Here is a 21,684-nt window from a genome sequence, read left to right as displayed (position 1 = left end):
GCGTGGGGTGCCAAGGCCGAATTCGCCGGGCGCGGGACGGTTCTCAGGCCGGCACGTGCACCCGCTCGGCCCCGATGCGCGCGATCCGGCGCTTACCCCACGCGCCCAGCTCGCGCAGCGCGGCGTTGAGCGCCGCGCCCTCCTCGGTCAGCGAATACTCCACGCGCGGGGGAATTTCGGCGAAGATCTCGCGATGCACCACGCCGTCCTCCTCGAGCTCGCGCAGGTGCTGGGTCAGCATCTTCTCCGACACCCCGGGCAGTCCGCGCCGCAGCTGCCCGAACCGCCGCGTCCCGTGCGCGTCGAGCTCCCAGAGAATGAGCGACTTCCACTTGCCGCCCAGCACGTCCATGGCCGCGTCGATCCCGCAGAAGTATGGCCCGAATCTCTTCTCACCCATCGCTCACCCTCGCTAGCTGGACACACACTTTTCGGTGCGTATCCCTCGGACATAGTGCGTACTTGTCGGCCAACGCGCACACCGGCACTGTCGATTCCACCCCGCTGCACCCGGCGGCGGCAAACGATCGAAGGAGCTCCCGCAATGACGACCACCCCCGTCGGCCCCGTCACCGTGCTGGGCCTGGGCGAGATGGGCCGGGCCCTGGCGTGGACCCTGGTGAAAGCCGGTGCGCCGACCACGGTCTGGAACCGCACCCCCGGCCGCGACACCGATCTCGTGGCAGCGGGCGCACGGGGTGCGAACACCCCGGCCGAGGCCGTGCACGACGGCGGCCTGCTCATCACCGTGCTCCTGGATCACGCCTCGGTCCACGACACCCTCGATCCCATCGCCGGCGCCCTGACCGGCCGCCGGTGGCTCAACCTCACCAGCACCTCCCCCGAGGAGTCACGCGAACTCGCGCGCTGGGCCGCCGACCACGGTATCGACTTCCTCGACGGCGGCATCATGGCCGTCCCGCCGATGATCGGCACCCCCGCCTCGGCCCTGCTGTACAGCGGTTCACGCACGGTCTTCGACGCCCACCGTCCCCTGCTCGAACTCTTCGGCGCCGCCGAATACTTCGACACCGACCCCGGCACCGCCGCCCTGCTCGACTTCGCGCTGCTGGCGAACATGTACCTGATGTTCGCGGGCTTCTTCCAGGGCTCGGCCATGGCCCGCACCGCCGGTTTCACCGCCGCCGACTTCGCCGCCCGCGCCGTGCCCTGGGTCACCGCGATGGCCCAGGGGCTGCCCGAATACGCGCGGGTCATCGACTCCGGCGACTACACCGCCGAGGTCCAGCACCTGGCCTTCCAGAAGGCCGCGCTCGATGCCATTTCCCGCGCGGCCACCGACGCGGGCGTAGGCGACACGCTGATCGCACCCCTGGCGGCCCTGGTGGATCGCCAGGTCGCGAAAGGCAACGGCGCCTCCGCCTTCGCGCGGGTCACCGAGGAATTGCACTGACCGCCATCACCATTGGCGACACCCAACCGCGCTTCCGTGCAGCCGCGACCGACCCCGGCCCCAGCAGACCAGGCAGTCGGTGGCAGCAGGCCCGCTAGCGCGGCAGCCGCAAGGTCGCGGCGAACGAGGTGAGCGCCTCGGCCCGATCGGCCTCGGCGAGCCGCTGTTCCAGCTCCCGCCGTTCGTCCTCGGGCAGCCCCGACCAGACCTGGCCGATCCGCGACTGCGCGTCGGGTTCGGCGGCGGCCAGCACCCGCATCAGCGGCGGCCACAGCGCCGCGGCGCCCAGGGTGGTGGCCAACCGCCGCAGCGTCTCGGGTGCGAAGTGCGAGAGGGTGCCGCCCACTCGCCGGGCCGCCGCGTCCACCCGCTCGGCCAGCGCCAGCAGCCCACGCCAGTCCCCGGCCTCGGCGTCCTCCGCGAGCGCCCCGGTCAGCGTCTCGAAGACCGCCGGATCGGCGAACACCCCGGTGCCCGCGACCGAATCCGCCGCGTCCGCGGTGAAATGCCCGACGAAACGCAGGGTTTCGGCGAACGCGCCCGCGTCCAGGAACGTCGCGAACAGCGACCCGAGCTCGTCACCCGAGGCCACCTCGACCAGCGCGTCCCCGATCCCGGCCGCCACATCCGCGTCACAGCGCGCGAACACCGACAGCGCCGCCAGCCGCAGCTCGGTGGACCCGCCCACGACGGTGCCGAGCAGCCGGGGAATCCGCCGCTCACTGCCCGCGAGCAGCTGCCGCACGATCAGCGACACGCTCTCGCCCGAATACGCGTACGACGCCGAGCGGATCAACCCCTCGTCATCGTGCACGCCCACCTCCACCGCGCGAATCAATTCCGGTGTGGCATAGGCCAGGAACGGTCCCGCGGTCACGTAATCGCCGCGGCGCAGGATCTCGTTCACGATCGCCACCACCGGTGCGGGCGGTGCGATCTCGGCGAGCTGTCCCACCGCGTGCGGATCCATGAACGGCGCGGCCTGCGCGGCGTACGCGGGCTCGAGCATCGTGGTCGCCTCCACGGCCTTGCGCGGATGCTCGACCCCCAGCGCCCCGGCCGCGCGCCCGGCCATGACCGGCGGCACCACCTTCTGCACCAGCGGAATCGAGATGCTCAACGGCACGATCGGCACCAGCAGCGTCAGGCGTGAGAACACCGCGGCGTGCCGGTCGAAAATGACCCGGGCGGCGTTCTCCTGGAGTTCGTGCAGACGCCGCGCACCGAGTTTCTCCAGGTGCCCGAGCCGTTCGACCGGCACGTGCAGGGTGCGCGAGAGCAGGGTGAGCTGCGCCCGGGTGACCAGATCGCTCATCCGAGCTTGTTCCCGAACATGATCTTCTTGGCCGCGGTGCTCAGCGGCCACGGCAGCGCGCCGACCGTCTTGTCCACCGCCTCGACCATGTCCGCGGCCTCGGTGCGCTGGGCCTGGCGGAAGATCTCGAGCAGATCCGCGGTCTCGGCCTCGGACAACCCGTCCAGGGCGGCGACCGGCCCGCCCAGTTCACGCTCGAGTTCGGCTCTGGAATTCACGATTGGCCCCTGTCCCCGAACTGAGTCGGATCACCCCATTTTCTCTCACCAGGTGTACCAAGATCACCGAATCGGCGCCAGCCCCGAAATCGAATGCCGATCGGCGCAGAATCGGTTGCCGCTCAGCGCAGCTCGGCCGCGATCGCCTCGGCCGCCCGCAACGCCATGGCCATGATGGTCACCTGCGGATTGACCCCCAGCGAGGTCGGCACCACCGAACCGTCGGCGATGTATAGCCCGGTTGCGCCGAACACCCGGTGCTCGAAGTCCACCACCGCCGTGCGCGCGTCCACGCCCATGCGCGCCGTCCCCAGCGGATGCGGGCCCATCATGCGGAATCGCCGTGCCCCCACAGGGGTTTCGGCCACCGCCCGCGCCTGCTCCAGGGTCCGGATCGGCGGCATGCCCGCGATCGGCAGCGCCACCGCCTGCGCGCCGCCGTGCAGGAACAACTCCGCCAGCCCCGCGCACGCGTGCTGCAGCGCGGCCCGCACCCGCGGGGTCAGGCTGTACCGGATCAGGGTGCGCCCGCCGGGCCCGATTCCCACGCTGCCCACCCCGGTATCGCGCACCATCGCCCCGAACTGCTCGGTGTGCGCCCACCGGTTCATCCACTCGGTCAGGCGCGCGCCGTGGAACGGCAGCACCCCGGCCGCGAACTGCGGCGGAATCGACACCCCCTCGAACGTGCACAACTCGTCGCCCAGCCCGTGCACGTGATAGCCCTGGGGAATCGCGTTCCAGGGTGTGCCCGGCTCGGCCATCATCGCCACCGCGCCCAGCGACGGATGCACCGACAGATTGCGCCCCAGCGCGGGCAGCTCGATACCGTTGCGGCGCAACAGCAGCGGGGTCATGAGGGTGCCGGTCGCGATCACCACCGCCCGCGCCCGGATCTCGAGGGCGCGCGGCGCGCCGTGCGAGTCCTGGCCCTCGGCCAGCACCCCGGTCGCGCGCCGGTCGTTCAACAGGATCCGGGTCACGCTCAACCCCGTGTACAGCTGCGCGCCGCTCTCGAGCGCGCGCGGCACCCAGCTGACATTGGCGCTGCGCTTGGCATCGGTGGGACACCCGTACACGCACTGTCCCTGCCCGTCGCAGCCCGCGGCGTTGCGCGGCAGCGGACCGTGCTGGGCCCCGAGCGCGTCCGCGCCCCGCCCGATGACCTCGGCGACCCGGCCCAGATATGCGGTCTCGGCGTAGGCGATTCCCAGCTCACCGGACACCTCGTCGAGATAGCCGCGGAACGCGTCCGGCGCGAAATCGGCCGGAAAGCCCAGGTCGAGCCATTCGCCCAGCACCGCGTCCGGGGTGCGGAACGCGGTGCCGGAATTGATCGCCGTGGTGCCCCCGACCAGGCGGCCGGTGCTCACCCCGAGCACCGAGTTGCCGACCGCGAGGTTGTATCCGCCGTCGCGCCAATACTTCTGAGTCCGATCGTGCGGTTCGCCGGTGAACTCCGCGCGCCCGGCGTAATCGCCCTCCTCGACCATGACCACGCCCAGACCTCGCTCGGTCAGGCGTGCCGCGACCGCCGCGCCACCGGCGCCGGTGCCGACCACCACCACGTCGCACTCGATCAGGTCACCGGCCGGCAGCTCGTCCGGGGTGCTGACATTGGCCATCCATCCCGGCCGGCGTTCGAGCACGGGCGCGCCGTAGCGTGGCATGCCGATCGCGTCGAGATAGCGCCGGTCACTGAAATGCGCTATCCGCAAAGGGGTTTCGATCGCGGCGACCGCGTGCTGCAGCGGCGGATTGTGCCGCGCGGACTCGACCACCGCGGCGCGCGCGGGCGCGTCCAGCCCCGCGAGCCCGCGCCCGTGCCGGGTGCGGGCGGCGGCGTCGAGCCCGCGCAGGGCCACCCGCACCCCCGCTTGCATGAGCGGGGTCATATTGCCCACGTACTCGTCGAATCGATCGAGGGTGTCCGCCGCCACCGGCGGCACCACCCCGCCCGGTTCGATCAGCGCCCCGGCCAGTGCGTCCAGGGTGGCGCGCTGGGCCGCGCTCAGCATGCCCGCCGGATGCGATCCGTCCGGCAGATCCGCGCGCAGCGAGGTCCACGGCTGGAACGAACTCAGGAAACTCGGGTAGTCGTTGGCGAAGAATTGCACGGTGCCCGTGGCGATGTCGCGACCCTCGCAGGACAGCACGGTGGCCAGATGAGTCAGGCTCGCGTGCGCGCGCCGCACCCAGCGCACATCCTTGCGCCCGCTCAAGTGCCACGCCCGCCCGCGCTCGTCCCGGAAGTCGATCTCGTAGCTCATCAGCCGCTTGGTCACCGGCAGCGCGATCAGGGTGCCGGTCACCGCGGCCCCGTCCACCCACGGGGTCGCGCGAACGGTGCCGGTGATGCGTGCGCGGCCGTTGGTCACGAAGCCGCGCGCCCGCCCGGATTCGCAGCGCAGATCCAGCGCCACGTGATGGGCGTGCCCGTCGGCGTCGAACAGTTCGCCGCGCATGGTCTCGAAGAAGGTCAAAGGCATATCGGGAAACTCCGCTCAGACGATCGGCTGCACGTCGGCGCGCGGGCGCGGCGCCAGGAACTCCAGCGCGCCACCGTGTTCGCTGCGCAGGGTGAAGGCGTTGCCGTTGACTGGGGCCACGTGCACCGACACCGCCGCGGTCTTGGAATTGAGGCAGTAACTGGTCTCGCGCGCGGGATTGCGGTAGGCCAGGCACACCATCTGCGCCGGATCCGCGCTCATGCGCACCTCGGCGCTGCCGTCACGCCCGCGCATGCGCAGGGTCCAGTGCGGAAAATCCAGCTCCGGGCGCTGACGCCACAGATCCAGCACCCGATCGAACCGGAACTCCTGCGCGCCCCGGCGCACCACCAGCATCGACAGCAGCGGGGACACCCTGCCCCCGACCCGGGTGCGCCCGGAGGCGCCCTCCATCACAGCGAACGGCTCGCCGCTGCCGGAGTCGGTGAAAACGCAATGGCCCCAGGCATATTCGGGACTGTGCTCGGCGCCCCAGTTGTGGCCCTGCATGCCGTGCCAGCCGGTCAGGTCCCAGCGTTCACCGTCCCAGTCCACGAACCCGGTCATCGCGGCCACCGGGAACGGGGTCACCAGCTTGTTGCGCGGAAGCTTGGCCCCGAGGAGCTTGTCGCTGGGCAGCATCGACAGCGGCGCGCCCGCCACCTCGGACCGGGTGAACCCCAGATCCCACAGCACCGTGGAGTGCTCGTCGCACAGGGTGCCCTGCGAATCGCCGCCGCGCCCGTGCAGGGTCATGAACAGCGGACCCACCGCGATCTCCTGACCGAGCGCGTTGTCCTCGAAACGCGCCGCGGGCAAGTCGATGTCGCGGCACCAGGCGCGGGTGCGTTTGCCGTCGAACATGCTGCACCAGGCCTGGGCGATGGCGGTGCCGTCGCGGCCGGTGAGAATGGTGGCCTTGAGCCACAGCGCGCGCGGGGAGTGCGGGTCGTTGGCGCGGATGAACCACGATTCGACGTGATCGGTCCCCGGGCGCAGGCGCGGGGAGTTCTGGGCGGTGGCGATCATGGTGTGGTCCTCAGAGTTTCGGGGTGCGGCTGAGCATGGTGAGCAACTGGTGCCCGGCGCGGCCGTAGCCGCGCAGGCGGGTGCCGAGCCGGGGTTCGGCGATCGCGGCGGCCAGCGCGCGCATCGCGTCCTCGAGTTCGGGGGCGTAGGGATACCACCACGGGCGTTTGGGGCCGAAGGCCGGACCGCGCGGGGTGTCGATGACCTGCACCCAGGCCGCGTCCAGTAGCGCGTCGACGCCGTGTGAGCGCCCGAAGCCCGAGCGTCCGACCCCGCCCCACGGATACTCCGGGGTCGAATACATGGTCGCGGCGACATCGTTGACCGCGACCGACCCCGCGTGCAGCCGCCCGGCCAGGGCGCGGGCCCGGTTCACGTCGGCGGAGAACACGCTCGCGGTCAGCCCGTACTCGGTGTCGTTGTGCAGGGCCACGGCCTGCTCGTCGGTGTCGAAGGGCGCGATCGCGACGACCGGGCCGAAGGTCTCCTCGAGCCACACCGTGGACGCGGTGACGTCGTCGCCGCTGATCAGCGCCGGGGTGATCTTGCGCCCGGGCAGCTCGTCGCCCCCGCGCACCTCGAGCCCGCACTCGCGCGCGGCCCGCACGTGCTGCCGCCAGATCTCGCGCTGCCGGTCATCGATCGCGGGCGCGAGATCCACGCGGGTGTCGACCCGGCGCAGCTTGTCCTCGAGCCGGGCGCGGAACGCCTCGAACAGATCGGTGTGCACCAGCACCCGCTCGATCGAGCAACAGGCTTGTCCCCCATTGAATGTCGCGCCCCACGCCACCGCCGAGGTGGTGAACTCGAGATCCGCGTCCGCCAGCACGATCGCGGCGTCCACCCCGCCCAGCTCCAGGCCCACCGGAATCGGGAACCGCGCCGCGGCCGCCATGACCCGCTGCCCGGTGGCGACCGATCCGGTGAACAGCACCTTGTCCGGGCGGGCCCGCACCAGCGCGGCACCCAGCGAGCCGTCGCCCGCGGCCAGTTGCAGCACACCCTCGGGCAGTCCGCAGTCGGTGATCAGTTCCACCAGCAGCTCGGCCACGCGCGGGGTGAGCTCGGAAGGCTTGAGCACCACACTGTTTCCCGCGATCAACGCGGGCAGCACCTGGCTGAAAGGAATGAGGAACGGCAGGTTCCAGGGGGCGATCGCCACCACCGCGCCGTAGGGGCGATGCGTGCGCACCGCGCTGCGATAGGGCGCGGTCGGGGAGGTGATTCGCGACGGTCCCAGCGTTCTCACCGCGACGTCGAGATGGTGCCGAGCCACCGCGATCGCCGGAACCACCTCGTGCGCAAGGGCTTCGGCGCGCGGCTTGCCGTTCTCGGCCACGATCGCCGCCGCGATGCGGTCGATGTTGTGCAGCAGCACCCCGGGCAGTCCCGCCAGCACCCGAACTCGCTCACCGACCTCGAGCGCACCCCAACCGGCCTGCGCGGCCCGCGCCCGCGCGATCAACGTCGCCGCCACGAGATCGGCGGTCTCGGCCTCGGCCGCACCCGCCACACGCTGCACTTGCTCGAGGGGCATCATCGCCATCCCGCCTGTCCGCATCGAAATCTGGCCAAGTGGCCAAGTGGTCAGACCACTATAGGCACAAGCGGTGGCGAGTCAACAGGGCACGTCCCGCACTTCCCCGCGATCGCTCGACCGCCGAGCGCATCGACAAGCTCGCCGATGAGGTGCTGATCGACTTCGAGGCCCGGACATCCTGGTCGACGACGCGGGCCGCTCGATCCGGCGTTCGGCCGCCGAATCCGGCCCGAACGGGCCGTGGGCGCGTCCCGGGCCGTACGAACGGGCGGTGCGGGTCCACCACCCGACGGTGAGCGCTCGTCCCGGGCGCCGCGACCCGGCCGGGACGAGCGCTCAGGCCGAGACCAGCTTCTCCAGCATGCCCTTGACCGCCGCGGGCCAGGTGAACTGCTCGGCGCGGGTGCGGGCGGCGTGGCGGCGCTGGGTGGGCGGCAGCGCCAGGACGCCGGTGACCGCGTGCGCGAAAGCCGCCGGATGATCGGCCGCGACCGCACCGCAATCGGCGGTGACGATGTCGGCCAGCGCCGAAGATCGACTGGCCACCACCGGGGTGCCCGCGGCCAGCGCCTCGAGCGCGGCCAGCCCGAACGTCTCGTGCGGACCCGGAGCGAGGGAGACATCGGCGCTGGCCAGCAGCGTCGCCAGCGCGGTGCGGTCGTTGATGAACCCGGTGAACCGCACCGCGGGCCGCCCGTCCGCCAGCGCGGGCACGGTGCGCGCCCGGCGCTCGAGCGCCTCGCGGCGCGGCCCGTCCCCGGCCACCACCAGCCGCGCGGGCACCCCGTCACGGCGCAGCGCCGCAACGGTTTCGATGCTGCGATCGACCCGCTTCTCCACCGAGAGCCGCCCGCAGTGCACCAGCAGCGGATACCGCTCCGCGCCCAGATCCGCGCGCAGGCGCCGATCGTGCCGGCGCGGGCTGAACATGTCCAGATCCACCCCGAGCGGCACCAGTGCCACATTCGGCGCGTCGATCCGCTCGAACTCCTGGCGCGCGAATTCGGTTGTGCAGATGACGATGTCGTACTCCCGGGCGGTGCGCCGATTGGCGATGTCGGCCGCACGCCGGGCCGCCGGACCGGGCAGCGCCTGGCCCAGCAGCCGATCCAGGCGCTCGTGCGAGATCATCACCGCGGCCACGTTCCGCCGCCGCGCCCAGCGGCCGAAACCCCTGAGCGTCAAGCGATCCGAGACCTCGAGGGCCTCGGGTCGCACCCCGCGCAGCACATCGGCCACCCGGCGCGGATCCGCCGCCCGGTACCCGCCGGTCCCGGGAATGCGCGGCGCGGGCACCGTGATCCGCAGGACCCCCGAGTCCAGCAGCTCCTCGGCCCGGCGCGCGCCCGGCACGATCAGCACCGTCTCGTGCCCCGCCGCGGCGTACCCCGCGCCCAGATGGTGCAGTGCGGTACGCAGTCCCCCGGAGCGCGGACCATAGAAATTGGCCAACTGAACGATGCGCACCCGGCTGATCGTGCAGGGCGCCGGGTGACCGGCGGCGCCCCGGTGACGAACACCGGGTGAACTCCCCCGGAAGAACCGGCCAACCCCGGCCACTGGTCTGGCCGCTTGACCTCTCGCACACCCGCCCCTAGCGTTCCGATCATGGCAATCAAGCGGATCGACCGCCGAACGGTGCCCGATACCGTCTTCGAACAGCTCGTGGACGAGGTCCTGGACGGCGAATTGCCGCCCGGCTCGGCCCTGCCCGCCGAACGCCAGCTCGCCGAAACCCTCGGCGTCTCCCGCCCGACCGTGCGCGAGGCCCTGCAGCGCCTGGCCCACAGCGGCCTGGTCGAGGTCCGCCAGGGCGGATCGACCACCGTGCGCGACTACCGTCGCCACGCCGGCATGGACATGCTCCCGCGCCTGCTGCTGCGCAAGGGGCAACTCGACCCCGAGGTCATGCGCTCGATCCTCGAGACCCGCCGTCTCATCGGTCGCGAAGCCGCCGGCCTGGCCGCCGAACGCGCCGGCGCCGAACTCGCCGCGCCCCTGACCGAACTCGTGGAAGCCCTTGCCACGACCCAGGACCCGATCGCCCGCCAGCTGCACGCCCTGAATTTCTGGGACCTGCTGGTCGACGCCGCGGACTCGACGGTCTTCCGCCTGCTCTACAACGACCTGCGCGCGGTCTACGAACCCGCCCTGGCCGCGCTCGCGGTCCTGATGGCCGCCGAAGTGGGCCGCGCCGACCTCTACCGCGCCCTGGCCGAGGCCGTCCTGGATGCCGACGCCCCCGCCGCCCGCGACCTGGCCGAATCCCTGCTGAACCTGGCCGCCACCGAGTTCGCCACCGCCCTGTCCGGCGAGTCCGCCTAGCACAGGCGGCACACACGCGCCGGGTGCCGGTCGCGCCGCGCGCCGGGGTCAACGGCCGACTGCGAGCGCCCCGGGGTTCGATGTTCCGGCGGCGCTGCTGCCCTCGGCGTGTCACACCGGTGAGTCCGCGATCGTCCCCGGCCCGCCCCGAATCCGCTGTGCTGCGTTCCTGTTTCACTCTCGCCGTACCGGTGGCACGCGCACCGCCCGGTACCTAGAATTCACTCTTGCGGCCATCTCTGCGAGAAGGGGACAGCCCCAATGGATTCGGTACCGTCACACCCCGCCGTCGCCGCCGCGCTGGCCGTGCTCGCCACCCTCGCCGACGACTTCCGCCCCCTCGCCCTGGTCGAACGCGGTGACGCCGCCGTGGCGATCCTGCTGGAGAGCAGGGACTTTCGTGTCGTCGTCATCGTCGAGCACCGCCCCGCGGGCTGGACCGCGCCGGCCATGATCACCGGCACCCCGCGCCGCCCCGCCCCGGCCCGCCAGTTCCGCACCCTGGAACACCGCCCGCTGCTGCGCATGAGCCGAAAACGCTTCACCCCCACCAACGGCGGCGGCGCACCGGCGTCCACGAGCTGGTTCGCGGTGCTGGGCAACGCCGCCGCCGACGCGGCCACCCTCACCCTGGCCTCGAGCATCGACACCCACACCACCTCGGTGACCGCCTCGGGCCTGGCCTTCGCCCTGGTCCGCACCCCCACCCGCGAACAGCCCCGCATCCACCTGCGCACCCTGGACGGCCGCCTGATCCCGGTCGAACAGTAACCGCACGCGCCGACCACCGGCTCCGCCTCAGCGATCGACGGACCGCGTCCCGAGATGCGAAAGGCCCCCGGCACCGTGCACCGGGGGCCTTCGACAGCGACGAACCGCGTCGCCCGTCAGGCTTTGACGTCGCTCGAATCGTCGGCCGCGTCCACGGTCGGCTCGGGCAGCGGCGCGGTCTGCAGGTCGATCTGTTCCCCGATGTACCGCAGGATCACCGCGACCACCGCGACCACCGGCACCGCCAGGAACGCCCCGACGATCCCGTACAACGACCCGCCGACCGTCACCGCCAGCAGCACCACGACCGCGTGCAACTGCATGCTCCGGCTCTGCAGAACCGGTTGCAGCACATTGCCTTCGAGCTGCTGCACCACCACGATGATGGCCAGCACGATCAGCGCGGTGGTCACGCCGTTGGCGACCAGGGCCACCAGCACCGCCAGCGCGCCGGCCACGAACGCGCCCACGATCGGGACGAATCCGCCCAGGAAGGTCAGCACGGTCAGCACCGCGGCCAGCGGCACGTGCAGGATCACCAGACCGCCGCCGATCAGCACCGCGTCGATCAAACTCACCAGCGCCTGCGTGCGAATGAATCCGCCGAGGGTGACCCACACCCGGTTGAGCACCTCCTCGATGTGCCGGCCGCCCTTGCTGCCGATGATCGAGTGCAGCCACGGCAGCAGCCGGGGGCCGTCCTTGACGAAGAAGAACGCCAGCACCAGCACCAGGAACAGCGTCACGATCGCCGAGGTGGCGGTGCTGACCCCGGTGAACACTCCGCCCGCGATGCGCTCGGCACTGGACTGCAATTTGTCCACGATCGCCGAGACACCCGAATTGAGTTGCTCCTCACCCACATTCAACGGCGGACCCTGCAGCCAGTCCCGCACCCGGTTGACGCCCTCGGTCGAGCGATCGGCCAATTCGGGAGCCTGATCGACCACCGACGGCACGATCAATCCGATGACCCCGGCCAGAATCGCGATGAACCCCAGCACGGTGATCGAGGCCGCCAGCGCGGGCTTCAACCCGCGCTCGGTCAGCCACCGGGTCGGCGGCCACAGCACGGTGGACACCACGATAGCCAGTGCGACCGGCAGCAGAGCCACCCAGAACTTGTCGACCAGGAATCCGAGTACCCACGCGCCCGCGGCGATGGCCACGATCGCCAGCGACCACTTCGCCAGCCACAGCACCCCACGCCCGATGACGGTGCCGCGGTCGGGCTTGCCGCCGGGCCGCTCGGGCTTCTCGGTTTCGGTCACATCGTCTTTCACGTCCACAGTCTGGCATGTAACCCGAAACAAACCCGGCAATCAGGATCCGGGCAATCGATCGTGAGCACGCGTCGCCGCGGGCCACCGGTAACCTTGCTTTTCATGAGTGCAGGCCTGTTCGGACTACTCGACGATGTTGCGGCCCTGGCCCGACTCGCGGCAGCGTCCATCGATGACATCGGCGCGGCGACCGGTAAGGCGACCGCCAAAGCCGCCGGCGTGGTGATCGACGACACCGCGGTGACCCCGCAATACGTACACGGCATCACCGCCGACCGCGAGATTCCGATGATCAAGAAGATCGCCCTGGGCTCGCTGCGCAACAAGCTGCTGTTCATCCTCCCGGCGGCCCTGATCCTGAGCCAGTTCGCGCCCTGGGCGCTGACCCCGATCCTGATGCTGGGCGCGACCTACCTCTGCTTCGAAGGCGCGGAGAAGGTCCTGGGCCGGTTCCTGCACCACGAGAGCGCCGAGTCCGCGGACAAGGGTCCGGCCGACGAGAAGTCGATGACCGCCAGCGCGATTCGCACCGACTTCATCCTCTCGGCCGAGATCATGGTCATCGCCCTGAACGAGGTGGCCGACCAGTCCTTCGTCCCCCGCCTGATCATCCTGATCGCCGTGGCCCTGGTGATCACCGCCGCGGTCTACGGCGTGGTCGGCATCATCGTGAAGATGGACGACGCGGGCCTGGCCCTGGCCCAGCGCTCTTCGAAGTTCGCCCAGTCGGTGGGCCGCGGCCTGGTCTCGGCGATGCCGAAACTCCTGTCGGTCCTGTCGACGGTCGGCACGGTGGCGATGCTCTGGGTAGGCGGCCACATCCTGCTGACCGGCACCGACACCCTCGGCTGGCACACACCCTACGGCTGGGTCCACGACGTAGAGGAGGCGATCCGCGACGCGGTGGCCGGCGTCGGCGGCGTCCTGGCCTGGCTCGCCAACACCACGGTCTCGGCGATCATCGGTTTCGTCGTCGGCACGATCGTGGTCCTGATCGTCCAGTTCCAGCCCTTCGGCACGAAGAAACACTGACAACCGGCCGCCTGTGTGGCGGTCAACGGACGACGAGGCCCGTGGCAATTGCCACGGGCCTCGTCTGTTGTCCGGGTTGTGCCGCCGAGGCCTGCCGGTGTGGTCCGGTCGGATACTTCAGCGAGCCGATCGAGGCGTTCGCCGCGCGAACCACCGGCCCCACCACGGGTACCCAGAAAACCGACTGACCAGCACTAATCTGGTCTTCTGCACGAGAACGGCCCCCAACATCGAGGTGGGAAGGCGGACCCGGTCGAATGTGTACGCGAGTGATGTGGCCCGACGCGGGCGGCGCGGTCCTGGTGGGCAGGAACATGGACTTCGCGCGCGATCTGATGACCAATCTGTGGAAGCAGCCGCGCGGGGTCGAGCGCGACGACGGCGTCACCGGGTCGCTCACGTGGACCTCGAAGTACGGCAGCGTCATCGCCGCGGCGTTCGACATGACCTCGGTGGACGGCATGAACGAGCACGGGCTGGCCGGGCACATCCTGTGGCTGGCCGAGTCCACCTACGGCGACCCGGACAGCTCGCGGACCCAGCTGAGCCAGGCCGTCTGGTTGCAGTACTTCCTCGACAACTTCACCACCGTCGCCGAGGCCGTCGCCTGGATCGCCGAGACCGATGTGCAGGTCGTACAGATGGAAGACCCCACCGGCGGAGTTCCGCCCGGCCTGCACCTGGCGCTGGACGACGCGACCGGCGACTCGGCGATCATCGAGTACCTCGACGGGCGGCCCAGGGTCTACCACAGCGCGGACTACCGGGTGATGACCAATTCCCCCACCTTCGACCAGCAGCTCGAGCTCGTGCGGCGCTTCGAGGGACTCGGCGGCAGCGATCCGCTACCCGGATCGACGCTGGCCACGGACCGCTTCGCCCGCGCCTCCTATTACTCCGGCCGCCTGCCCGCCCCGGCGAGCCAGGTGGCGGCGATCGCGGCGATGTTCTCGGTGATCCGCAACGCCGCCCAGCCCTTCCGCATCCCGGACCCGGGCAAACCCGATGCCTCGCAGACCATTTGGCAGGTGGTCCTGGATCTGACGAACAGGCGCTACGTCTACGAATCCACCACCCGCCCCAACATCGTCTGGACCGACCTGGCGGACCTGGATTTCACCGCCGGCAGCCCGCAGCTGAAACTGGATCTCATCGGCGCGCTGGCCGTGCACGGCGGAATTGCCGGCAACGTCAGCGACAAGTTCGAGGACAGCGGGCCGATGACGTTCCTGTCGGCCCCGAAGACATAGGCGGGCGGGGAGCCCGCAACCGTTCGACCACGGCCGGGACCGACCACCCCCGGCACTGCCCGGACAACAAAAAACTCGCCGGATTCTTTGTCCTGCAAAGAATCCGGCGAGTGTCTGTGTCGAGAGGGGGACTTGAACCCCCACGTCCCTAAGGACACTAGCACCTCAAGCTAGCGCGTCTGCCATTCCGCCACCCCGACCGGTGTGCTCCGCAAGATTATCGGATGGGACCGTCCAGAACAAAATCGGCCCATTTCGGGTGGTCCGCGGTGTTGCGGGCGGTTGCCGCCGGGCTCTGACGCGAGCCCGGTCGGCGACCCCCCATCAACTCAGTTGGTCAACGCCTCCAGCAGAGCGGCGCGCTGGCGAGAGCCCAGACCGCCGATCCGGCGGTCGGCGGGAATCTCCGCCTCATCCATCAGCTTCGCGGCCTTGACGGGGCCGATACCCGGGAGCGCCTTGATCACGGCCGCCACCTTCGTCTTCTTGACCAGGTCTTCCTTGTCTGCGCGCTTGAGCACCTCCGCCAGACTGACCGATCCCTTTTTGACCTGCGCGATCAATTCCGAGCGGGCCTTGCGAACCGCGGCGGCTTTGGCCAGCGCCTCGGAGCGTTGTTCGGGGGTCATTGTGGGCAGAGCCATATGTCCTTACCTTTCACTCGTTCGCTGGTACGTCGGCGTCGAGTAAACATGACGCTTGCGCTGTCGCAGGTACGACACACCGCGTGTTTCGGTGCAACACGTCGAGCGACCTGCTGAAAACTGTCCAACATCCCAGGTCAAGCGTCCAGCCGGTGTGCGTCGAAGACACCTGGCAAATACGGGGTTCATCGGGGCGAATCAGGGCTACGGTGGGCCCGAAACGCACCCGAGCACCGGTGAAAGGCGGGGCAGATGAACACGTCGTTTTCGGATGCCACCTCGACAGTGACCGACACGCTCCCCGCCCTGCCCGACCTACCCCTGGCCGCCCGATACACCGGCGCCGAGCCCGTGACCTGGAACGGAGCCAAGGTCTACCCGGTGCATTCGGTCCCGCTCGGCGTCTCCCCCGCCACCGTCACGCTCACGCTGCGCGCGGCCGGACCCCGCCGCGGGGTGCACGGGCTCGGCGTCGGACTGAGCGTGGAGAGCGGCCACGTGCTGCTGGCGGGCCGGCAGTTGCGGGGGGTTGACGTGTGGAGCGATGCCATGGCCGACGGCGTATCGCTGCGCATTTGCCCCGCCGACGCCACGGCCGCGATCACCCTGACCCCGGTCTGGGTGGACGATCGCGGCGAGATCATCTCCTGGACCGGCAACTACGGCATGCTCATCACCCGCGAACGCGCCTGCACGGTGCTGCACTGCAGCACCGGCGTCGGCCCCGCGGACTTCACCGAGCTGGTCGTGGAGCTGAGCACCGCGCCCACCCCGCCGGACCCGGTCCAGCCCGCGGACGCGGGTCGCTACAGCCGCGCGCTCTACGACCTCGGCGTGGCCATGCACGGTCGCGGCGAAGACGGCCAGGCGTTCGAATTGTGGATCCAGGCAGCCGATCTCGGGCATCCGGCCGCCGCCTACGACCTGGCCGTGGTGCTGCTGCGCCGGGGCGATCTGCCCGAGGCCGAACGCTGGTGGCGCATCGCCGCCGACCACGGGGACACCCGCGCGATGGCCGGGCTCGCCGAGGTCCTCGAACGTCGCGGCAACACGAGCGAGGCGGGCCGCTGGCGTGCCGCGCTGGCCGAACATCACTCGCGCTGAACCGGCGCGAGTGCTGTCCGACGGCCCCGGCGCCGGGGCCGAGTCACCGGTGTGCGGTGGCGCGAATTGCAGTGCGTGCCACCGCACACCGGCCGCTCATCCGCGAACCGCCGCCCCGTCCTTGTACAGCCGCAGGTACTGCCCGGTCAGCGAGTCCGGATCCCGCAGCAGCTGCGCCGGGGTCCCGGTGAACACGATCTCCCCGCCGTTCTTGCCGCCGTCCGGTCCCAGGTCGATGACCCAGTCCGCGTGCGCGACCACGTCGAGATTGTGCTCGATGACGATCACGGTGTTGCCGCGTTCGACCAGTCCGTCCATGAGCCGCAGCAGGGTGTCCACATCGGACATGTGCAGGCCGGTCGTCGGTTCGTCGAGCACGTACACGCTGCCGCTGTTCTGCAGCTGCGTGGCCAGTTTGATGCGCTGGCGCTCACCGCCGGAGAGCGTGCTCATGGCCTGCCCGAGGCTCAGATAGTCGAGCCCGACCTCGATCATGGTGCGCAACTTGGCATTCAGCGCCTTCTCCGGGAAGAACTCGACCGCGGTCTCGGCCGACATCTCCAGTACGTCGGCAATCGACTTGCCGCGCAGGGTGAGTGCGAGCACCCGCTCGGAAAAGCGCCGCCCGTCACAGGATTCGCAGTGCGTGGTCACCGGGTCCATGTAGGCGACCTCGGTGATGATGACCCCGCGTCCCTCGCATTCCTTGCACGCGCCGTCGGAATTGAAGCTGAACAGCCCCGCGGCCTCGCCGGTGGCCTTGGCGAACAGCTTGCGGATGGGATCCATGAGCCCGAGGTAGGTCGCGGGCGTGGACCGCGAGGACGCGGCGATGGCGGACTGGTCCACGAACACCGACTCCGGATACCGCTTCATGAACTCGGCCCGGATCAGGCTGCTCTTGCCGGACCCGGCGACGCCGGTGACGGCGGTCAGTATCCCGGTGGGAATCCGCGCGCTCACGTTCTTGAGATTGTGCGAAGTGGCGTTGTCCACCGCCAGCTCGCCGGTGGCGGCCCGGAAGATCTCCTTGACCGCGAACGGCCGGCGCAGCGCCTGCCCGGTGAGGGTCTCGGCCCGGCGCAGCTCGTCGAAGGTGCCGGTGAACATGATCTCGCCGCCGTGCGCGCCGGCGCGCGGTCCGACATCGACGATATGGTCCGCGATCTGGATGACATCGGGATCGTGCTCGACCACCAGCACGGTATTGCCCTTGTCCCGCAGGGCCTCGAGCATGTGGTTGAGCCTGCCCACATCGCGCGGATGCAGACCGACGCTGGGCTCGTCGAAGATGTAGGTCATCCCGACCAGAGTGCTGCCCAGATGCTTGATCATCTTGAGCCGCTGGCCCTCACCGCCGGACAGGGTCGCCGTCGGCCGGTCCAGGCTCAGGTAGCCGAGCCCGATGTCGACCACCCGGCCCAGTGCCACCCGGGTGGCGTCGATCAGTCCCCGCGCCGCCGGATCGGTGACCTCCCCGAGCACCTCGAGCAGATCGGTGATCTGCAGCCGCGTCCACTCGGCGATATTGCGCCCGCCGATCTCGGTGGCCAGGGCCTTCTCGTTGAGCCGCGCCCCGTTGCACGCCGGGCACACGCCCTCGGTGAGGTACTTCTGGATCTGCTCGCGGGTCTTCTCCGACAGCCCCGAGGTGTCGCGCTTGACCCGCGAACGGGTGAACTTGTCCGCCAGCCCTTCGTAATTCGCCTTCCAGGTGCCCTTGTTGAAGGTCAGTTCCACCTTGCCGCCGGTGCCGTGCAGCAGGTCGTGCCATTCCTCGTCGCTGTAGTCGGCCAGTTTCTTGTTCAGGTCGAAGCGCCCGGAGTTGCCGTAGAGCTGCCAATCTCCGCTGCCCACCGCGTATCCGGTGAGCAGGATCGCGCCTTCGTTCAGCGATTTGCTGCGATCCACGAGCTTGTCCGGGTCGACGGTGACGCTCATACCGAGCCCGTCGCATTCGGGGCACATGCCCTGCGGGGTGTTGAAGGAGTAGTCGTAGACGAGTCCGGTCGAGGGTGATCCGAAGCGCGCGAACAGCGCTCGGATGAGGGCGTAGATGTCGGTCATGGTCCCGACCGTGGATCGCGGGCCGCCGCCGACGGCCTTCTGATCGATGATGACCGGCGCGGTGAGGTTCTCGATCGCCTCGGCGTGCGGTCGTTCGTAGCGCGGCAGGAAGTTGAGGATGAACGCCGGGAACGTGGCGTACAGCTGCCGCTGCGATTCCACGGCGATGGTGTCGAACACGATGGAGGACTTGCCGGAGCCGGAGACGCCGGTGAAAACGGTGATCTTGTTCTTGGGGATCTCGATCGAGATGTTGCGCAGGTTGTGCTCGCGGGCGCCGAGCACCCGAATGATGTCCGTGGCGGGAGTGGGCATACCCACCACCATGCCCTACACACCCCCGAAAACATGGGCACGTGTGTGACGCAAATCACATCGAATCGGACAAATCTCAGGGTCGAGTCCGGATTGCCGATCGATCGCGCCGCTCTACGCTGACGGGCGATCGCGGCGGTCCGAATCCGCCGCGCGCGACAGCGGTAAGCGAAAGAAGGATCGATCATGAAGACCCTGCGATGGACGGCCGGCGCGGCCGCCGCCCTGTTCGCCGTGACGGTGCTGTCCGGCTGTACCGAAGTCGAGCGCGCACTGAACCAGGGCGGCGATACCAAGTGCAGTGAGTACCTGAGCCAGCAGCCGGATTCCCAGCGCATCACCGTCACCAAGTTCATCAAGCAGCAAACCGGCAACGACAACGAACCCACCGGCACCTCAGTCGATTTCACGATGAGCACCGTGCAGGCCCTGTGCCAGGTTCAGGCCAACAGCGAGACCCCCATCAAAAAGGCTGACATCGCAGGCATTTTCATGAATAAGTAGCCCCTGACCAGCCGATTTCTCATCCGGGCGAAGGCTCGGCTACTGTAGTCGAGCACCACCGGTCGGGGTGGCGGAATGGCAGACGCGCTAGCTTGAGGTGCTAGTGTCCTTAGGGACGTGGGGGTTCAAGTCCCCCTCTCGACACAGACTACGAAGGCCCCTGGCAAACGCCAGGGGCCTTCGCTGTATTGCCCTGCCGCACACCTTCTCTCGCGCGCGCAACCGGATCACGGGCCGGGGCGGAAGCCCCTATTTCCTTGGGGTTGAGTCAATTATGCTGCAGCATAATGCTTCTCGGCGACGCCAAGCATTCGCTTGGGCGTTGGGAGAATAGAGAGCGCTAATGACGATGAGAAGATTCGCCGCCGTCGCCGCCCTGCTGGTCGCCGGCCTGGGTGTCGTCGCGGGTCCGTCCGCCACCGAAGCCAACGCCGACAGCAAGTTCGGCTGCAACTACCCGTACGTGTGCTTCTACAAGACGGGCAACGACGTCGCCACCAACCACCCGACGGCGATGTACCAGGACATGAACTACTGGCAGACCCTCGGCCCGAACAGCCGCGGCGCCCTTCGTGTGGTCAACACCAGGAACGACGACGGCGCCCTGCTGAAGTTCTCCGACAACTCGACCCAGTGCATCACCCCGAACTACGCGACCCTGCTCTACAAGACCGTCACCCAGATCAAGATCATGAACAACCCGAACTGCTGAGTGCGTGGCCGGAGGGCAGCCGGCCACGCTGCGACCGGTAGGCGGAATCGCGGCGGCCGATCGCCTGTGCAGTGCTACAGCATCGGCGATCGGTGCCGCGCCCGGGCCGGGTACGGCGCTCCACAACGCGGCAGCGGGGTCAGCCGATCGGCTGACCCCGCCGTCGGCCGAACCGCGAGCGCATTCCATCCGACGCGTCGATGTGCCGTTCGCCCCGAGTCCGCAGCATGGAGTCGACAGTTTTACCCGTCGAACGGAGCAGTGGACATGAGCACTGGACACCGGCGTGGGCTCGCCTACGGCATCGCACTGCTCAGCGGCGCGGTCCTGCTGACCGCGTGCACACCCGACCCCGGCGCCGACCTGGCAGAACGCCGGTCATCGAGCGAGTCGACCACCGGGCCGAACAGCGCATCCCGCGAGTCGCCCGCCACATCCCCCGACCCGCTCGCCATTCCCGTCGCGCAGAACCGCGCCCTGCTCCAGGCCGCGAACGACCACGATCCCGCCGCGGTCCGCGCCGCGCTCACCCGGGGCGCCCAGGTCGACACCCGCGACACCGGCGGCCGCACCCCGCTGATGCTCGCCGTCCTATCCGACGATCTTTCCGTCGCGCAGGTCCTGCTCGAATTCGGGGCCGACCCCGACGCGAAGGACGCTCGCGGCGAAACCCCGTGGGTCAACACGGGTGTCACCGGCAGCGTCCCGATGATGGAGGCCCTGCTCCCGCTCGATCCGGACCTGACCCTGCCCAACCGGTTCGGTGGCAACGCGCTGATCCCCGCCGCCGAGAAGGGGCACCTGAACTACGTCCGGGAGGTGCTCCGGCAAACCGGTATCGACATCGACCATGTCAACGACCTGGGCTGGACCGCGCTGCTGGAAGCCGTCTACTACGGCGATGGCGGTCCGCGCTACCGCGACATCGTCCGCGTCCTGGTCGACAACGGCGCGGACCTCACCATCCGAGACGCCAACGGCCGCACCGCCTTCGACCACGCGGTCCGCCGCGGCTTCACCGACATAGCGGCCCTCGTCGATCCCCGCTGACCCATTCCCTTAGCCTCGATAACTATGCGGATCTTTCTGGCAGGCGCCAGCGGCGTCCTCGGCGCCCACCTCGTCCCCCTACTCGTCGCCGCGGGCCACGAGGTGGCCGGCATGACCCGCTCTGCGGACAAGGCCCGGATCCTGGCCGAAGCGGGCGCTCAACCGGTGATCTGCGACGCCTTCGATCCGGCGGCCCTCACCAGCGCCGTGGTCGCCTTCGCCCCCGACCTGGTCATGCACCAATTGACCGACCTCCCCGACAACGCCGCCGACCTCCCCACGGGTCGCTCCGCCAACGCCCGCATCCGCCGTGAAGGCACCACCAACCTGCTCGCCGCCGCGCACGCCGCCGGCGCCCCCCGGTTCATCGCCCAGAGCGTCGCCTGGACCATGACCGGAGAAAGCCTGTCCGCCAAGGACTTCCTGGAATCCGCCGTCCTGGCGGCCGGTGGCGTAGTCCTGCGCTACGGCCAATTCCACGGCCCCGCAACCTATTACCCCGACACCCTCCCGCCGTCCCCGCGCATAGCCCTCGCCGACGCCGCGATCCGCACCGCCGCATCGCTCGAACTCGCCTCCGGCGTCTACGAACTGACCGACGAAACGAGTTCTCCGTAGAGTC

At 69.7% G+C, this 21,684-nt stretch carries 20 protein-coding genes and 2 tRNA genes; 11 read left to right on the top strand and 11 right to left on the bottom strand.

All coding sequences use genetic code 11. The features are described 5' to 3' along the window. Positions 1-43: 43 nt before the first annotated feature. Entirely contained in the window at positions 44-400 is a 357-nt protein-coding gene (locus ACFVBH_RS18850; protein WP_354991548.1) for a helix-turn-helix domain-containing protein, read from the bottom strand. A gap of 144 nt (positions 401-544) precedes the next feature. Between ACFVBH_RS18850 and ACFVBH_RS18845 the strand changes: the two genes are divergently transcribed. Further along, positions 545-1,414, top strand: coding sequence for an NAD(P)-dependent oxidoreductase (locus tag ACFVBH_RS18845; protein WP_379002924.1), 870 nt, complete (start codon positions 545-547; stop codon positions 1,412-1,414). Between the two features lie 94 nt (positions 1,415-1,508). Here ACFVBH_RS18845 and ACFVBH_RS18840 read toward each other — a convergent pair whose 3' ends face one another. The 6 genes from ACFVBH_RS18840 to ACFVBH_RS18815 form a co-directional block, all read right to left on the bottom strand. Beyond that, positions 1,509-2,729: a hypothetical protein gene (locus ACFVBH_RS18840; RefSeq protein ID WP_379002922.1), complete on the bottom strand. Its 1,221-nt coding sequence runs from the start codon at positions 2,727-2,729 to the stop codon at positions 1,509-1,511. After that, a complete protein-coding gene (locus ACFVBH_RS18835) occupies positions 2,726-2,947 on the bottom strand; it encodes a hypothetical protein (protein ID WP_354991551.1) in 222 nt (73 codons plus the stop codon). The genes ACFVBH_RS18840 and ACFVBH_RS18835 overlap by 4 nt, the downstream gene beginning before the upstream one ends. Positions 2,948-3,069: 122 nt before the next feature. Then, the gene (locus ACFVBH_RS18830; RefSeq protein WP_379002917.1) at positions 3,070-5,436 is read right to left on the bottom strand and encodes a GMC family oxidoreductase N-terminal domain-containing protein; all 2,367 of its coding nucleotides are present in this window, start codon (positions 5,434-5,436) and stop codon (positions 3,070-3,072) included. Between the two features lie 15 nt (positions 5,437-5,451). Further along, positions 5,452-6,465, bottom strand: coding sequence for a hypothetical protein (locus ACFVBH_RS18825; protein ID WP_379002915.1), 1,014 nt, complete (start codon positions 6,463-6,465; stop codon positions 5,452-5,454). A gap of 10 nt (positions 6,466-6,475) precedes the next feature. Next, positions 6,476-8,002, bottom strand: coding sequence for an aldehyde dehydrogenase family protein (locus tag ACFVBH_RS18820; RefSeq protein WP_379002913.1), 1,527 nt, complete (start codon positions 8,000-8,002; stop codon positions 6,476-6,478). 339 nt (positions 8,003-8,341) lie between these two features. Then, the gene (locus ACFVBH_RS18815) at positions 8,342-9,472 is read right to left on the bottom strand and encodes a glycosyltransferase (RefSeq protein ID WP_354990658.1); all 1,131 of its coding nucleotides are present in this window, start codon (positions 9,470-9,472) and stop codon (positions 8,342-8,344) included. A 141-nt stretch (positions 9,473-9,613) separates the two neighbouring features. On the opposite strand from ACFVBH_RS18815, the gene ACFVBH_RS18810 reads away from it, so the two are divergent. Next, positions 9,614-10,330, top strand: coding sequence for a FadR/GntR family transcriptional regulator (locus ACFVBH_RS18810; RefSeq protein WP_379002911.1), 717 nt, complete (start codon positions 9,614-9,616; stop codon positions 10,328-10,330). Between the two features lie 261 nt (positions 10,331-10,591). After that, positions 10,592-11,101, top strand: a complete 510-nt coding sequence (locus ACFVBH_RS18805) for a hypothetical protein (protein ID WP_379002909.1) — start codon at positions 10,592-10,594, stop codon at positions 11,099-11,101. 116 nt (positions 11,102-11,217) lie between these two features. Here ACFVBH_RS18805 and ACFVBH_RS18800 read toward each other — a convergent pair whose 3' ends face one another. Continuing rightward, on the bottom strand, positions 11,218-12,390 hold the full coding sequence (locus ACFVBH_RS18800) for an AI-2E family transporter (RefSeq protein WP_379002907.1): 1,173 nt from the start codon (positions 12,388-12,390) through the stop codon (positions 11,218-11,220). A 96-nt stretch (positions 12,391-12,486) separates the two neighbouring features. Here ACFVBH_RS18800 and ACFVBH_RS18795 point away from each other — a divergent pair, with 96 nt between their 5' ends. Both ACFVBH_RS18795 and ACFVBH_RS18790 read left to right on the top strand, forming a co-directional pair. After that, entirely contained in the window at positions 12,487-13,416 is a 930-nt protein-coding gene (locus ACFVBH_RS18795) for a DUF808 domain-containing protein (protein ID WP_379002905.1), read from the top strand. A gap of 257 nt (positions 13,417-13,673) precedes the next feature. Continuing rightward, entirely contained in the window at positions 13,674-14,666 is a 993-nt protein-coding gene (locus ACFVBH_RS18790; RefSeq protein WP_354990664.1) for a linear amide C-N hydrolase, read from the top strand. Between the two features lie 117 nt (positions 14,667-14,783). Here ACFVBH_RS18790 and ACFVBH_RS18785 read toward each other — a convergent pair. Both ACFVBH_RS18785 and mihF read right to left on the bottom strand, forming a co-directional pair. Beyond that, a tRNA-Leu gene (locus tag ACFVBH_RS18785) sits at positions 14,784-14,866 on the bottom strand. 129 nt (positions 14,867-14,995) lie between these two features. Beyond that, on the bottom strand, positions 14,996-15,310 hold the full coding sequence (mihF, locus tag ACFVBH_RS18780; protein ID WP_354990665.1) for an integration host factor, actinobacterial type: 315 nt from the start codon (positions 15,308-15,310) through the stop codon (positions 14,996-14,998). A gap of 252 nt (positions 15,311-15,562) precedes the next feature. Here mihF and ACFVBH_RS18775 point away from each other — a divergent pair, with 252 nt between their 5' ends. Continuing rightward, positions 15,563-16,414, top strand: coding sequence for a hypothetical protein (locus ACFVBH_RS18775; RefSeq protein WP_354990666.1), 852 nt, complete (start codon positions 15,563-15,565; stop codon positions 16,412-16,414). Between the two features lie 96 nt (positions 16,415-16,510). Here ACFVBH_RS18775 and ACFVBH_RS18770 read toward each other — a convergent pair whose 3' ends face one another. After that, the gene (locus ACFVBH_RS18770; RefSeq protein WP_379002902.1) at positions 16,511-18,796 is read right to left on the bottom strand and encodes an ATP-binding cassette domain-containing protein; all 2,286 of its coding nucleotides are present in this window, start codon (positions 18,794-18,796) and stop codon (positions 16,511-16,513) included. 186 nt (positions 18,797-18,982) lie between these two features. Here ACFVBH_RS18770 and ACFVBH_RS18765 point away from each other — a divergent pair, with 186 nt between their 5' ends. The 5 genes from ACFVBH_RS18765 to ACFVBH_RS18745 all read left to right on the top strand — a co-directional run bounded on the left by ACFVBH_RS18765 (position 18,983) and on the right by ACFVBH_RS18745 (position 21,680). Continuing rightward, positions 18,983-19,300: a hypothetical protein gene (locus ACFVBH_RS18765; RefSeq protein ID WP_354990668.1), complete on the top strand. Its 318-nt coding sequence runs from the start codon at positions 18,983-18,985 to the stop codon at positions 19,298-19,300. 61 nt (positions 19,301-19,361) lie between these two features. Beyond that, positions 19,362-19,444, top strand: a tRNA-Leu gene (locus ACFVBH_RS18760). A 199-nt stretch (positions 19,445-19,643) separates the two neighbouring features. Further along, positions 19,644-20,012 (top strand): hypothetical protein, encoded by a 369-nt coding sequence (locus ACFVBH_RS18755; RefSeq protein ID WP_379002899.1) that lies wholly within the window; start codon positions 19,644-19,646, stop codon positions 20,010-20,012. A gap of 267 nt (positions 20,013-20,279) precedes the next feature. Beyond that, complete coding sequence (locus tag ACFVBH_RS18750; RefSeq protein WP_379002897.1) at positions 20,280-21,062, top strand: ankyrin repeat domain-containing protein; 783 nt, start codon at positions 20,280-20,282, stop codon at positions 21,060-21,062. A 24-nt stretch (positions 21,063-21,086) separates the two neighbouring features. After that, a complete protein-coding gene (locus ACFVBH_RS18745) occupies positions 21,087-21,680 on the top strand; it encodes an NAD(P)H-binding protein (RefSeq protein ID WP_354990671.1) in 594 nt (197 codons plus the stop codon). The last annotated feature ends 4 nt before the right edge of the window (positions 21,681-21,684 follow it).

Origin of the sequence: Nocardia sp. NPDC057668, assembly GCF_042799795.1 — a bacterium.
Taxonomy (GTDB): Bacteria; Actinomycetota; Actinomycetes; order Mycobacteriales; family Mycobacteriaceae; genus Nocardia.
This window is presented reverse-complemented; position numbering and strand designations above follow the sequence as displayed.